Origin of the sequence: Metabacillus sp. B2-18 (assembly GCF_021117275.1) — a bacterium.
GTDB lineage: Bacteria > Bacillota > Bacilli > Bacillales > Bacillaceae > Metabacillus.
This window is the reverse complement of sequence record NZ_CP088245.1, coordinates 2,032,513-2,046,748: the sequence shown is the minus strand read 5'-3', so window position 1 is coordinate 2,046,748 and position 14,236 is coordinate 2,032,513. Positions and strand designations below refer to the sequence as shown.

At 34.9% G+C, this 14,236-nt stretch carries 12 protein-coding genes and 3 pseudogenes; 5 read left to right on the top strand and 10 right to left on the bottom strand.

Features of this window, described 5'->3' with window-relative positions:
* Positions 1 to 238: 238 nt before the first annotated feature.
* Both LPC09_RS10220 and LPC09_RS10215 read right to left on the bottom strand, forming a co-directional pair.
* Positions 239 to 1,732, bottom strand: a complete 1,494-nt coding sequence (locus tag LPC09_RS10220) for a phospholipase D-like domain-containing protein (protein ID WP_098797271.1) — start codon at positions 1,730 to 1,732, stop codon at positions 239 to 241.
* Positions 1,733 to 2,083: 351 nt separating this feature from the next.
* Complete coding sequence (locus LPC09_RS10215; RefSeq protein ID WP_098797272.1) at positions 2,084 to 2,758, bottom strand: DUF421 domain-containing protein; 675 nt, start codon at positions 2,756 to 2,758, stop codon at positions 2,084 to 2,086.
* A gap of 142 nt (positions 2,759 to 2,900) precedes the next feature.
* Between LPC09_RS10215 and LPC09_RS10210 the strand changes: the two genes are divergently transcribed.
* Entirely contained in the window at positions 2,901 to 4,262 is a 1,362-nt protein-coding gene (locus LPC09_RS10210) for an IS1182 family transposase (RefSeq protein WP_098799679.1), read from the top strand.
* Positions 4,263 to 4,452: 190 nt separating this feature from the next.
* Here LPC09_RS10210 and LPC09_RS10205 read toward each other — a convergent pair.
* From LPC09_RS10205 to spoVAD, 4 genes and pseudogenes are all read right to left on the bottom strand, one after another.
* Positions 4,453 to 5,312 (bottom strand): annotated as a pseudogene (locus LPC09_RS10205) (DUF421 domain-containing protein).
* A gap of 29 nt (positions 5,313 to 5,341) precedes the next feature.
* Complete coding sequence (locus LPC09_RS10200; protein ID WP_009336483.1) at positions 5,342 to 5,548, bottom strand: DUF1657 domain-containing protein; 207 nt, start codon at positions 5,546 to 5,548, stop codon at positions 5,342 to 5,344.
* An 11-nt stretch (positions 5,549 to 5,559) separates the two neighbouring features.
* Entirely contained in the window at positions 5,560 to 5,910 is a 351-nt protein-coding gene (spoVAE, locus tag LPC09_RS10195) for a stage V sporulation protein AE (protein WP_098797242.1), read from the bottom strand.
* Positions 5,907 to 6,830: pseudogene (spoVAD, locus tag LPC09_RS10190) on the bottom strand (stage V sporulation protein AD); the annotation flags it as partial. The pseudogene spoVAD and the gene spoVAE, both read right to left, overlap by 4 nt.
* Between spoVAD and LPC09_RS10185 the strand changes: the two are divergent.
* The 4 genes and pseudogenes from LPC09_RS10185 to LPC09_RS27575 form a co-directional block, all read left to right on the top strand.
* Positions 6,767 to 6,958: a hypothetical protein gene (locus LPC09_RS10185; protein WP_231309487.1), complete on the top strand. Its 192-nt coding sequence runs from the start codon at positions 6,767 to 6,769 to the stop codon at positions 6,956 to 6,958. The pseudogene spoVAD and the gene LPC09_RS10185 overlap by 64 nt on opposite strands.
* A 34-nt stretch (positions 6,959 to 6,992) precedes the next feature.
* Positions 6,993 to 7,568 carry a S8 family serine peptidase gene (locus LPC09_RS10180; protein ID WP_231309486.1) on the top strand — a complete coding sequence of 192 codons (576 nt, stop codon included), beginning with the start codon at positions 6,993 to 6,995 and terminating at the stop codon, positions 7,566 to 7,568.
* Positions 7,569 to 7,707: 139 nt separating this feature from the next.
* Positions 7,708 to 8,007 carry a PLD nuclease N-terminal domain-containing protein gene (locus LPC09_RS27580; RefSeq protein WP_442920036.1) on the top strand — a complete coding sequence of 100 codons (300 nt, stop codon included), beginning with the start codon at positions 7,708 to 7,710 and terminating at the stop codon, positions 8,005 to 8,007.
* Positions 7,965 to 8,261: pseudogene (locus tag LPC09_RS27575) on the top strand (phospholipase D-like domain-containing protein); the annotation flags it as partial. The gene LPC09_RS27580 and the pseudogene LPC09_RS27575, both read left to right, overlap by 43 nt.
* A 230-nt stretch (positions 8,262 to 8,491) precedes the next feature.
* On the opposite strand, the gene LPC09_RS10170 reads toward LPC09_RS27575, so the two are convergent.
* From LPC09_RS10170 to LPC09_RS10155, 4 genes are all read right to left on the bottom strand, one after another.
* A complete protein-coding gene (locus LPC09_RS10170; RefSeq protein WP_001169292.1) occupies positions 8,492 to 9,067 on the bottom strand; it encodes a recombinase family protein in 576 nt (191 codons plus the stop codon).
* A gap of 157 nt (positions 9,068 to 9,224) precedes the next feature.
* Entirely contained in the window at positions 9,225 to 9,818 is a 594-nt protein-coding gene (locus LPC09_RS10165; RefSeq protein WP_141549731.1) for a restriction endonuclease subunit S domain-containing protein, read from the bottom strand.
* A 4-nt stretch (positions 9,819 to 9,822) separates the two neighbouring features.
* Entirely contained in the window at positions 9,823 to 11,478 is a 1,656-nt protein-coding gene (locus tag LPC09_RS10160; protein ID WP_098799041.1) for a site-specific integrase, read from the bottom strand.
* Positions 11,456 to 14,224 carry a helix-turn-helix domain-containing protein gene (locus LPC09_RS10155; protein WP_231309485.1) on the bottom strand — a complete coding sequence of 923 codons (2,769 nt, stop codon included), beginning with the start codon at positions 14,222 to 14,224 and terminating at the stop codon, positions 11,456 to 11,458. Before LPC09_RS10155 ends, LPC09_RS10160 begins: the two co-directional genes overlap by 23 nt.
* Positions 14,225 to 14,236 lie beyond the last annotated feature (12 nt).

Genomic DNA, 14,236 nt, shown 5'->3' with positions numbered 1-14,236 from the left:
CCCTTATATTTAAATTAAAAAGTAACAGATATTTTTGAATTCAAACACTTTGAGCTGCCTGTTTAGTATTACCGTTTTTTAGTAATGAATTTCCATCGTAAAAAAGAAAAAAACCATATTGAAAGTTCTTCTAACACGGGTTTTCGACTCTTTTCAAATGAATCAGAAATATTTTAAAAACAATGAAATTTTTTAAATCTAGATTTAACATAGAACAATAAAAACAGGATACATCAACTCATAATAATGGAGAGAGCAGGCGAGAACCCTGTTCAACAATGCGCTCGGTCAGGGATCGTTGCAACAAGTCTTCAATTCTTAATGGTACAGAATCAGTAAGATCCCTCTCGAACTGCTCTGTGAGTTCCCTTGCCACATCAGCACTGTACACGACTTGACACACTTCATAATTCAGGCGAAAACTTCTCATATCATAGTTTGCTGAGCCTACGGCAGCAATCTCCTCATCGATGGTCAACACCTTCGCATGTATCATTCCTTTGTCGTACTGGTAGATTTGAACTCCAGCTTCTATAAGTTCTCCGTAATAAGTACGGCTTGCAAGACCCACGATTTTTTGATTATTGTGGCGAGGAACCAGCAATCTTACACGGACACCACGAGTTACTGCTGTCTTTAATGCCATGATAATATCCGTTTCTGGTACAAAATAGGGTGTTGTTAAATCAATAGTCTTGGTCGCCTGTGTTATACAGATAAAGTAAGCTTGCCGAATGACTGGGGTAGGAATTCCAGGGTTTCCTTCCAACGTATGGATATACGCTTTATGCAATGTCCTAGTTTTTCCGGATATGTCCATTTCTTTATCATCAAGGGTGCTCAACTCTGATCCCAATTCGGCTGACCATTTGGAATGATCTGCTCTGCCGATTGAATTGATTTTCGTTACCTCTGATTTTGTTTTCAAATTTGTTTTTGATTTTATCCTTTCCGGCACAGCGATTTCCCAATGAACATCAAAAACAGTCTGCAAGTCGCCTGTTGCTTCCCCTATAATTTGCAAATGAGTGTCCCTCCAAAATCCTACGTCTGGCTTTAATCCTGTATATTCATACCCAACGTTCATACCGCCAGTAAAGGATTCCTTTCTGTCAATCGTCACAATCTTACAATGATCCCGATAATTCCAATTGGACAAAATCCAGGGAAATCGCAGAGGAAATATTGTCCTGCATTCTATCCCTGCTTCCACCATCTGCCGGATTTTTTCACGCGGGAATTTATAACTCCCCAAGCTATCTCTCATAAAACGAACCTGCACTCCATTTAATGCTTTTTCGATTAGCAGTTCTGTGATTCGATTACCAATTTGGTCGTTCCGATAGATGAAATATTCCAGATCAATGGTTTTTTGGGCTTTTTGCAGGGATACAAGGAGTTGATCATATTTTGCTATCCCATTGTTAAACACTTGGACTTGGCCCATTCGAAGCCCATTCACAGTGAAATGCCGTAAAGCATTGGCAATTACCGATGCTGAAGCACCGAATGTCTCAGGTAATTTGTTAGATTCATTTTTAGAACAGGTCAATCTTTTTCGATGAATAAACTTAGGGTTTGATATGCTAAGATATAGCCAGAAACCAATGACAGGTAAAAAAAGGACGATTATTATCCAATTCAAAGCCTTGGCAGGCCGACGAACTTCCCAAATTGCTATGAATAAGATAAAGAACGTATTTAACAGGTATAGATAAAAAATCCACTCCAACTGGAATCCCTCCTTCTGTTTCTCTTAACATGTACAAACTATGTAACCAGTATACGTATGGAATATGAAGGGATTGTCTGTTATATATTATGGACTACCTTTATAAGAACTTGTATAAGATATTAAGAACGAAAAAAAGAGAATTAAGGTTGGGAAAGTTCTGACATCAAGAAAGGCGTAATGATCTGGCACTGTCCTAACTAGAGACTTAGTGATTTTGAAAATTACCATCTGGTAAATTCCTAAATATAGGTATAATTTTTTATAAATTTGGAAAATGAAAGTGGTAAATGCAATAAGGAGTAAATAAGAGAAAACATTAATTTATATTGGGAGGAAATCGTCTTAAAATTAGTCGTTAACATCTTTTTTGTTAATGGTTAATGAATGATCGGTATCTCTAACAGCAGCATAAAAAATATCTTTGATTTGAAGATATCCCTTTGCCTTTAGTTCTTCCTTTAACCACTTTTCATTTTTGTTGATTAATTTTAAATTACGCTTTTGCACTTTCCCTTCAATGACAACGGCTATGGGTAATCCGCGGTATTCCACTTTCATATGTAAATCTTTTGGAGTAATAGGAACTAATTCTTTTCTTGGAAAAATGCTAATTTCACCTGTTGCTTCCAAAATCGCATATTCAATATCGTGAATATCCGGATATCCTGATGTTCTTAAATTAGACAACAGCTCAGGTAAAGGATATCTACTTTCCTTTAAATTTCGATAGATAATTTTCCCGTGTTTAATTAGAATAGTCGGTTTTCCGATAATAAAAGGGTTTAACTTATTTAATAAACTTAACTTTGATATAAATAGATGAATGCATGTTATTACAATGATTCCAATAATCCCCTCCATCACTCCGTTTACTTTAATAGAACCAAAAGCTAAATAAGATAAAAAAAGAATCGCTCCAAAATCATGAGGGGTAAGTCGGGCTAGAGCTGATTTCCCTAAAATTTTTACTGCTACAATAAACACAATATAGATAAAAATAACTTTAACTAAAAAAATAGACACTTCTAACACCTCGTAAAAAAATTCACCTTAGTCCGAAATTGGACTAAGGTCAGACTGTAGACAAATCCCCCAATTAGGGGATTTGCCTACAGTTTTTTTGTATAATTAGATTATTAATAAACTTTACAAGGTGATGAAGAACATGCTTACGAAAAATACACAGATGAATCGAGAACAGTTAGAAATGATTACTCTTGAACAACTCGTTCCGAAAAACCACTTGGTTCGAAAAGTGGAAGCCGCTATTGATTTCTCATTTATCTACCCACTTGTTCAAGATATGTATTCAAGTGAAAGAGGACGTCCAAGTATCGATCCTGTTGTATTAATCAAAATGGCATTTATTCAATACATGTTTGGTATTCGTTCCATGCGTAAAACAATAGAAGAAATTGAAACAAATCTAGCGTATCGTTGGTTTCTTGGATTTGGTTTTCATGATAAAGTCCCTCATTTTTCTACCTTCGGTAAAAACTATGAACGTCGATTTAAAGACACGGACTTATTTGAACAAATCTTCTATCGAATCTTAAAGCAAGCAACTGATAAGAATCTCACTAGTAGTGAACATGTATTTATTGATTCTACCCATGTAAAAGCTAGTGCGAATAAGCGTAAATTTGAGAAAAAGGTTGTCCGTAAAGAAACGAAAGCCTACCAAGAACGCCTTCAAGAGGAAATCAATGGAGATCGTGAAGAACATGGAAAAAAGCCTTTTCCACCTGACAAATTTGATAAAGAAGAAACAAAGGAAATAAAAGAAAGTACTACGGATCCAGAGAGTGGTTATTACGTTAAAGATGAGAGAACTAAACAATTCGCCTATTCTTTTCATGCAGCTGCTGACCGACACGGGTTTGTTTTAGGTACGATTGTCACACCTGGTAATGTTCACGATAGTACAATGTTAGAGCCTCTTCTTGAAAAGGTGATTGAGAAAACAGGGAAACCTCTTGCTGTTGCTGCTGATGCTGGATATAAAACGCCGGCTATTGCCCAATACTTGATTGAAAATAAGATTCGTCCTGCTTTACCATATACGCGACCACGAACAAAGGAAGGTTTTTTCAAGAAATCAGACTTTGTTTATGATGAGCATTTTGATACATACCTATGTCCGGGGGATCAAGAATTACCATATAGCACGACTACGAAGGAAGGTTACCGTCAGTATTTCTCTAATCCTACTCAGTGTAAAGGATGTAAATATCTATCCCAATGTACTCAAAGTAAAAATCATCAGAAACTGATTCAGCGTCATGTTTGGGAAGGGTACTTAGAAGAAGCTGAACACCTTCGTCATACGGAAGAAAATAAAATCATTTATGCCAAACGTAAAGAAACGGTTGAACGTGTATTTGCAGATGCAAAAGAAAAGCATGGTATGCGATGGACAAATTTAAGGGGACTTAAAAAATTGTCTATGCAGGCGATGCTTACTTTTGGTGCTATGAATTTAAAGAAATTAGCAAACTGGACTTGGGAAAGTCCAAAAATGGTATAAGAGTAGCCTCGAAGAGGGCTAGTTTAATTTTGAAGACCCCAAAAAAGAAGAAAGACACTCCGAATGGGGACATTCGGAGTGTCTTTTGTCGACAATCTGACCTTAGTCCGAAATTGGACTAAGGTTTTTAAACTTTTTCCAATTAAAAATGGTATCTTTTTTTCGTCATGTATGAATCTAAGCTAAATCCTTATCCTTTTAAAATAGGGGTCACTTTATCAATGGCTTCTTGTAATTTTTCACTGTTTAACCTATACATTTGTTTGGCCTCTTTTGATTCCGTTCCAAGAACAAATAGTTCTAAGTCTGCTTGACATTTTTTCAAGGTTGAAAGAATTAAGGGTCTTTCTTGAGGGGGTGCGACTTGTAATTTATCGTCAAACAGATCAATCGTTAACTCTCCGTAAGAATTAACCTGTCCAAGAAATACATTTTCAATCGTTACCCCTAGTTTTTCTAATTCAGTATGTAGCCAAGCCCGACTTCGTCCAATCGTGGCTAGTGGTTCATCCATTATTGCACCATCCATAATAATGGTCTGAGGCTCCTTGATTGAAGCAACCTTCAAGTTTATATCCTTTGCTGTTAAAGGTTGATTTTCTTTCTTTAGCATCACAGATAAATCACCTGTTGCCTCTAAAACAGCAAATTCTACATCAGAGACTGAAAGACATCCTTCATGCGAAGTAGCTCTAACAGTTCATCTGTCGTATATCTTTCCTTTTTTAAATTATCTTCCATAATCTTCCCATCTTTGATAAATACAGTTGCTTTTCCTTCTATAAAATTACGAAAACGTTTACTTTTTAATGAAATTAAACCAGTGAAAAAGGGAATAGCCGCAAAAATGACAATTCCAATAATTCCGTGAAAAATGTTCCGTTCAAGTCCCATAGCACTTTCTGCACCAATACTTCCAATAGACATACCGGTGACATATTCAAAGAAAGATAGTTCTGAAATTTGCTTTTTCCCTAACCATTTTGTAATGATAAATAAAACAGTAACAAATAATGCTGAGCGTACAGCTATTTCTAACCATTCAGGCACTGCTTACACCCCCTGTAAATATAGTTTTTCTAGAAACCTTTGTACTGAAGTTCCTCTCCTTCTAGTTCTCCTACTCTTTTTTTTAAATCTTTTGTTACTTCGTGTACTACCATCATAGCCTCATGCAAAGTTCGCTTCGATTCATCATCAAGAGTCCGTAATGCTAAACTTGAGAGACTTGCTTCTACCCCTTTTAGACTGGCAAAACACTGTTTAACATCTGATCCTACTGTCATCCTAATTCTCCTTATCCTTTTGGCTTAAAAATTAAAGCTCCTATCATGCCGAAAACAATGGCAGCTGAAATACCAGAACTAGTTACTTCAAACATTCCTGTCAGTACACCAACTAACCCATGTTTTTCTGCTTCCTGCATCGCACCATGAACAAGCGAATTCCCAAAACTTGTAATCGGAACGGTAGCCCCTGCCCCAGCAAAATCAATCAAAGGCTCGTATAGTCCAAATCCATCTAAAAGCGCCCCAATCACTACAAGAGCACTTAAGGTATGACCTGGTGTCAATTTAAATACATCAAACATAATTTGCCCAATGATACAAATTAAACCGCCTACGACAAAAGCCCAAAAATAGATCATGTTAATTGTTCACCTCCGTATTCAATTGACACTGCATGGGCGATACAAGGAATTGTTTCATTTTGCTGAAAGGACAACGGTGAAAGCAAAGCACCTGTAGCCACAACTAACATTCGTTTAAATTCACCTTTTTTCATGCGGTTTAATAAATGCCCATAAACTACCGTTGCTGAACAGCCTGCACCGCTTGCTCCTGCAAGAACGGGTTGTCCTTCCCGATAAATCATAAGGCCACAATCTTGGTATTGTTCTTCACTAATAGGAGTTCCATGCTTTTTAAATAGATCCATGGACACTTCCTGTCCGATTTGGCCAAGGTCACCGGTTACAATTAAATCGTAATAAGATGGCTCAACATTTCGTTCCTTTAAATGGGCTTCAATGGTATCAACCGCAGCTGGCGCCATAGCTCCTCCCATGTTAAATGGATCTGTCAATCCCATATCGATTACACGACCAATTGTGGCAGATGTGACATGAGGTCCTTCCCCAGAATCACTTAATAGGGCTGCACCCGCACCAGTAACCGTCCATTGTGCCGTGGGTGGCTTTTGTCCACCATACTCAGTTGGATACCGAAATTGTTTTTCAACAGCTGTATCATGACTGGAAGCTCCTGTTAACAAATATTTCGCTCCTTTTGTATTTACAATATAAGCACCTAGAGCCAGTCCTTCCATCGAGGTAGAGCAAGCACCGAATAAGCCAAAATAAGGCGCTCCAATCGTTCTGCTAGCGAAACTTGTTGGGGTGATTTGATTGATTAAGTCCCCAGCTAGGATAAATTGAACTTGATCCTTTTGTATGCCCCCTTTTTCCATGGCTTTTTGGCAAGCCTCTTCAAAAAGGATTTTATGTGCTTTCTCATAGGAATCCTGCCCAAGCCATAAATCAGCATGAAGAGTATCGAAATCATCTGGAAAACAAAGTCGGAGAAGTGCTGGAATTGATCAACCGTTATCGTGAAATAAGGTACTTGGCCTGGCTGTTTAGCACAAGAGAGCCTCCTGAAGAAATCTTGCTGGCAATCGGAAACAAACAACCATGAAGGTGTTGCAGGCATCACTTGGTATAACAAAATAATGCCTATAAAAGCAATGGGTGCCGAAGGGCATGGGACGACCTTTGATATAGCAAAAGTGATTTTTTGGGCAGTGGATCATGGTGCCGATGTCATTAATATGAGTTTAGGCAATTATCAGCATTCTTCCCTTTTAAAAGGGGCAATCGATTATGCATACAGTAAAAATGTTGTCTTGATTGCTGCAGCAGGAAATGAAAATACTATGCAGCCGAGCTATCCAGCTGCTTTTTCTAAGGTTCTAAGTGTCGCCGCCGTAAGTTACACCGGACAACGTGCCCCTTTCTCAAATTATGGAGATTATATCGATGTTGCAGCTCCCGGAGTTCAAATTCCGAGCACCTATTTTAACCAGCAGTATGCAGCTTTATCAGGTACTTCTATGGCTTCGCCTCATGTGGCAGGACTTGCTGGCCTCTTGCTTTCAGTAAACCCTAATTTAACGAACCAAGAAGTAATAGACATTATTAAGAATTCTACTTATGATTTAGGAATCCCTGGAACTGATCACGAATTTGGTAGTGGCTTAATTAATGTAAAGAATGGATTGGAAGATGCCCAAAGCAAAAGGCAATAATCCCTTTTTGAAACCGTTGCTTTTCGTTGTTATAAAACTTCTACATGATGTACATTGTTTGTACATGATAATGGAAAAACTAAGGAGGGAATTTTAGTTGGAGTGGATTTTTTATCTATACCTGTTAAATACGTTCTTTATGTTATTCATAGCAATTTGGGAAGTTCGTCGGCCAGCCAAAGCTTTGAATTGGATAGTAATCGTCCTTGTTTTGCCTGTCATTGGTTTCTTACTATATCTTAGCATATCAAATCCCAAGCTTATTCATCGTAAAAGATTGACCTCTTCTCATAATGAGTCTGATAAGTTACCTGATACATATAGTGATTCAGCATCGATAATCGCCGATGCTTTAAGGTATTTTACTGTAGGCGGGCTTGGCTTCGAGTCGGCAAAGTTCAAGCTGGAGTTCAAATCTACCAGTACGACAAAGGAATGATACATGCGAAGGTGTTGACCATCGATGAGGAGATTGCTGCCGTAGGCTCAGCAAACTATGATATGAGAAGTTTTCGCCTGAATTATGAGGTGTGTCAAGTCGTGTACAGTGCTGATGTGGCAAGGGAACTCACAGAGCAGTTCGAGAGGGATCTTACTGATTCTGTACCATTAAGAATTGAAGACTTGCTGCAACGATCCCTGACTGAGCGCATAGTTGAACAGGGTGCTCGCGTGCTTTCTCCATTATTATAAGTTGAAAAAACCCGTATTTTTTATCTTTCTGATTTTAATTTAGCTTACATGTTGTAATATAAATATTTTAAAACATGAGGGATTAACCTCCGTTAAAATGTACTCGGAACCCTTTGATGATCGTGCCTAGTTAGATAAACAAATATTGATATTTCCTTATAGAAATAGCCTGCTTGGTTAGGTACGTTGTTTCACAATCCCCGGAAATTTTTAATATAAGTAATGAATGCTTATTTTTTTCCTTCCGATAGCTTTCTATATAAAGAAGCTCTAGATACATTTGTAATTTCACAAATTTGATTTACAGTCATATTTCCTTCTTTATATAGCTTTACTGCATAATTCATTCCTGCGTGATTTTTATGATATTTCTTTAACCGTCCTTTAAACTTTCCTTCTTTCTTTGCGAGCTCAATTCCTTCACGCTGACGCATACGAATAAGGTCTCGCTCTAATTGGTTAACACCAGCCATTACCGTAATTAAGAATTGGCTATATGGATTATCTTCTGATAAATCTAGCCATGTATCCTTAAGTGATTTTAAGCTTGCCTTTTTATTTCGTATTAAATCAATCAATTCAAATAAATCTTGCGTACTTCGAGTGATCCGAGTTAAATCTGTAACATAAATAATATCACCTTCCTGTAAATCCTCTAACATTTTTTGAAGTTGTTCACGATCTTTTGTGGCTCCTGAAATTTTTTCTTCATAAATAATATCCATTCCAATTTCGTTCAATTGCCGAAATTGCCTTGAAGGATTTTGGCTAGTCGAACTGACGCGTACATAACCGATTTTCTGCAAAATTTCACCTCATTTTTGAGACAAGTCTTATGAGACACTCTTAACTATGATTTTATCAGTCCACTACACCTGTATCAATAGAGTACACTCTATTGATACATCATTATACTAACTTTCAAATAAATGCAGATCGGAGTATACAGATATTTAATTGTTCTTAACTCTCATCATCCAAATCCCCGAACAGTTCTGGAAATTCGTCTTCCAATTCTAACGAAGCAGCAGACTCTTTTCTATGCTCACTCATTTTAATAAGATTACTACTAATTCCTTTTCTTCTTCTTACACTTGGATTGGTACTCTCAATAATTATCTTTTCGTAATTTCTAACCTCCTGTTTCTTTTCGTTCAATTCATGTTTTAGCTTTTCTATTTTTTGTGTTAGTTCATCAATTTTTTTGTCTTTTTTCATAAGTTGATCAGAAAGCTTGTTGTTTTCTTCAATATTTTTAATAAATACTTCTTGAATATGATATAAAGCATCTCTTAGACCTTTTTCTTCGTTTAAAAATCGATCTATTATTAAATCAAAATTCGGATATGGTATTTCATCGAAACCTACATTATTATGACTGGTAATTACCTTTCTATTTAGGGTTTCAATAGTTTCTTCCATGCGCCTTTTCCAAGTTTTTCGACTAATTCCTGTTTCCTTTTGTAACCCTAAATATGTGATAGAACCAGTGTGTTTATTTGAGTATTCCAATAGTAATTTTTTTAACTCTTCATCGCTATAAGACTCAGTTTTCATAATACTATTCAATAACCTCCCTATCTTCCGGCAGCAAAGAATCAACCATAGCTTTTTGCCGTATTAGGCGATTAATAAGATTTGCCTTGCTTAATATCTGTTCATGATCTAGCATTGAATAGGATTCTGTGGCAAAATTAAATTTCATATTTTTATAAAGATTTAATAGAGACTTTAATTCTGTTTCTAATTGCTGTTCTAAATGATCTGATCCGGATAATAACCACTTCAATCCCTCATCATGGTTTTTTGGGTAATAAAAAAAATCATCACAAAATCTACATTCACCAGTGCAATTGTCAAAAGCCCCATATTTGCAATATCCGTTTTTTACCTCTTTTCGAAGAGGAAAATCCTCCGGTTTATAGATTCGTGATTCATTAATTTTATCTTTTACGCCAAATATTCCTTCTCCTAAACTTTTCTCAAGCCTATGAATTCTGGCTTTTGTTGAAATAATATAAACATAAGATTCAACGAAGTATTCCAAATGCCCCCAATAATTTCGTTGAGTACCTAATCGTGTATGGCCTGCCATTTTAGCAATAGTTAATGGATTAACCCCCTGTAACATCATATTACACATTGAAAAATGTCGTGTATCAGCAGGTGTTATATAATTACGGAAAATCTTAATGATTTCACCTTTTTCATTTCTTTTAACAAAGCGATAGAAATCAGTGTTATTCCAACCGATGATTTCTTTGTAGAAGGACATCAAGTGCCAATATAACGTATCTGGATGGTACATATCCTCCCTTTTAGTTATGCTATCAGCTTGAAAGAAACGTGATTGTATCTTAAATGAAAATAAGTAGTTTCCAATTAATTCAGGAGGAACTGTTTGCTTATACTCTTGAATAGTGTCATAAATATTTTTATTTATACGAATGACATTAGTCACGCTTATTTCGCTATATGATTTTGCCTCTTGTTTACTTCTTGGAACTTTTAAAAAGTAATAACCATCTTCCTCGTAGCAACAATCCCATTCTAGTAAACAAAATTCTTTAGGTCTCATTGGAATAATACCTGTAATCTTCCACCATAATATTATATGAAAATATTTGGATTTCTGAAGTGTGGTTGCTCGATTTTCAAATTCCATCATAAAATAATGAAAATCAATAATTACTTCATAATTAGGTAAATCTCTATTTTTCGAATCCATATTTTTAATCTTTAAGTCATATAAATCACGATAAGTATGCTCTATAAATGAAAGAAATCTACTAGTAAAATCATTAAATCTATAACGACTATTCATTGTTTTTGTCATAGCATACTCTTCATAAGCATCTACATTTGTTTTCTTAAATCCACCAGAAACTACAATTGCTTGTTTAACATTTGTATGAATTGCTTGAATATGATTTATGGAAAATTTAGTGTCTATTAATATTAACAAAAAACATTTTAAGGCAACCTTTAATTCAGGATATAAGTCAATATCGAACTTTAAATACCTACGCATTCCCGTAAAATCAACAATACACCAATAATCACTCTCAAAACTATCTGTAAGCAGGATACCTTGATCTTTATTTGTTTCTAACATACTTAAATATTTAGAAATGTCGTTTCTATCAAATTTATGATTTTCTGTGATTTGGATGTTTAATGCTCCATTTAATTCCTTAACCTTTTTCTGAATTATCAATTTGTTTCACCTCTCTATCTTTAAGAATAGCTCCATATAATTTTTTGATTCTTTTGCGATCAATAAAGGTCTCTACATATTCTTTACCTTTCTCAACAATAGCCTCATTCATTAATAGAAACATTTGTTTTAGAAAATGCTTTTCTCGTTCTTTATCCCATTCAAATTCACTATTGTAAATTTTATAAAGGCTCGTCTCAATCTGTTCAGATATAGAAAATAATAAATATTCTGTTGGTATTAAGTTCTCACATCCAATACAAGTGGTTCGTTCAGGACTTTTGCATTCAGGATATGTTAAACATTGAGCGAAAGCCATCCTTGCTGGCATTTCTCCACGAAATATTTTAACAATTAATCTTTTTAGATCCTCTTTAGGTAACTTTGAAAGCCTAAGTGCTAAAGATTCTTTTTTAATTCTTTCTGCAAGTAAAAAGGACGAATACGTTTCTAATTCATTTACTTTATACTTTTCACTTAAAGATTTAATTAAAGAGGTTCTGTCCTCCAGTTTTTGTTCATTTTGGTGCAACACAAGATTTATCATGGTATTATAAACCCAACCAAAATGACCCCTTTCGCATATATTAAAGGCCATACTATCAAGAGTACCTTGTGGGCTAGAGAATTTTATATAAACTTTGGTTGTATCTTCATTTAAGTGGCTTCGTAAAATTTGAGCTGCCTCATAGGATAAATGTGCATCCCCATCTGATTCAGAAACATGGTGGAAAAAGTAGGTAATCAATGTTCTATTCATTTTGACACTATGGAACCCAGATAGTTCAAGTTTTTTTTCAAAAAACATTTTATTAATTCCATTTGCTCTAATTGAAGTAAGCATTAATTTATCATTGTATTTTCTACGGTGTAACTCCGTAATACTGATTGCTGTTGCAAACGGTTCAACCAAACTATCTAAACAAAGAAATTGTCCAAGCGCCCCCGTTTTCGAAATCTTCATTTGACCAACTTTTATATGAACCTGATTTACAATCAATCTTGCCTCTTCTTTCCTTAATCTATTATTCTCAAAAAATGTTAAATCTTTGATTGGTAAATCAACAAAATCAATGGTTGGTAAACCGTAAATAATATCCCCACTTCTCCACGCATTCATTAAGTGCATAATGACATATACCCATGCCTGTGCATATGTTTTATATTTAATCGCTTTCTCTATGTGCAGCTCTATATCTATAACATGATTATAATATTTATTAAAAGTTTCAAGGGAATATATATCAGTATCAGTATTTGGATCATTAAACGTTGCGTATCGATTAAAAAAGTTACAATCCTCAATATTTTCAGAGCAATACTGAACAAAACCTATAAAGTATTGTTTAACATATTTAGGTTGACTCTCATTATTTAAGAAACTCTCAATATCTTCATCTGTCATTTCTTTTATACTCTTTGGTAAATGTTTAATTAAAGCCTTTAAAGTTTTTATATAATAAGCAGTTTTTTTTGAAAGGGTCTCTGCTCTTGCCTCACTTTCAGCTAACTTTTGACAAGCATATTCCGTGTATATTTTGACTGTTTGGGCTAATTTTAAGGGGATGGAAATCTTATCAACTTCAAACTTATACTTGTTAACTGCATCAATAGTGGTGAATTCACCGGGACTTTGAGGGATAAACCTATCATTTTCAAGTTTTTGTTTGTACTGAATAACTTCAGATTCTAGCACAATCCAATATTCAATATTGTTAAAACCGTTTGTAACCTTTTTGGCAGATTTCATATGCTTTTTTATAATTTCCCTTGCTCTTTGAACGCTTCTTGTTTCGAGCAATTGCATAACATCTTCAGGGAAAATATAACCTGTTGGTAACTGAAGTCTTTCCTGTGAATAAATTTCTTTTATCTTGTCTATTTCTAATCTATTGATGAGATAACCCTCCGAGTTTGACCTTAGTATGCAATCATTAATGAGTCCTTTTTTTATATAACTTCTTATTGTATCTTTATTACATCCTATTATTTGGGATACTTCATCTATATTTGCATATTTTTCTTTAATTTCAAGCATATCTTTAAAATAATCTTCTGCTTCTGAAGCTAAAACTATATAGGTATCCTTTACATATTTTTTATGGTTTTTTAATACGTTATTCCTTATTAGTCCCCTTATTGTCTCCGGATGAAGTTTGTACTTTTCAGCTATCTGTTTTACAGTTACATATCCCTCTGGTATGACATTTTTATTTTCGTAATCCTCTATATCTGATATTGGAATAAGATATCCCTCGGTTTGATTTCTAATAATAGCATTAGGAAATACTTTTCTTGGGCCATATGTGTGAATCGTTAATTTTGATAAGGATAATCGTTCACATGCTTCATTTAAAGTTAAAAAACCATTTCTTTCAATGTGTTCTTTTATATACTCGTCAAAAATATCCTTATGCACAATATAATTATTATTTTCATCTCTACTAAATTTTTTAATTTTTCCGTTCCGCAAATCACTTCTAATCTTCTCATTAGTACACCCTGAGATTTCCGCCATTTCGCTAATTGATAAAAAGTCTTTTTTAGCATCTTCTATTTTCGTAACTTTTTCTTTATAAGCCTCTATATCCGTAACTGGTATTCGGTAGCCCTCTTGCTTTGAATTAATAAAACAGTTTGGGAACTCGTCTTTTTTTATTAGTTTTAGTACCGTGGATCTATTTATCGAAAACAGTTTAGAGACCTCGGTAACAGAAATATATAAATTTTGATCATTAAGTTCCAAACTTAACACCTC

Bases quoted from the DNA above. Each gene is read 5' to 3' on its own strand.
- LPC09_RS10210 (WP_098799679.1), top strand. From the start codon at position 2,901: ATGCTTACGAAAAATACACAGATGAATCGAGAACAGTTAGAAATGATT.
- LPC09_RS10200 (WP_009336483.1), bottom strand. From the start codon at position 5,548: ATGACAGTAGGATCAGATGTTAAACAGTGTTTTGCCAGTCTAAAAGGG.
- spoVAE (WP_098797242.1), bottom strand. From the start codon at position 5,910: ATGATCTATTTTTGGGCTTTTGTCGTAGGCGGTTTAATTTGTATCATT.
- LPC09_RS10180 (WP_231309486.1), top strand. From the start codon at position 6,993: ATGCCTATAAAAGCAATGGGTGCCGAAGGGCATGGGACGACCTTTGAT.
- LPC09_RS27580 (WP_442920036.1), top strand. From the start codon at position 7,708: ATGTTATTCATAGCAATTTGGGAAGTTCGTCGGCCAGCCAAAGCTTTG.
- LPC09_RS10165 (WP_141549731.1), bottom strand. From the start codon at position 9,818: ATGAAAACTGAGTCTTATAGCGATGAAGAGTTAAAAAAATTACTATTG.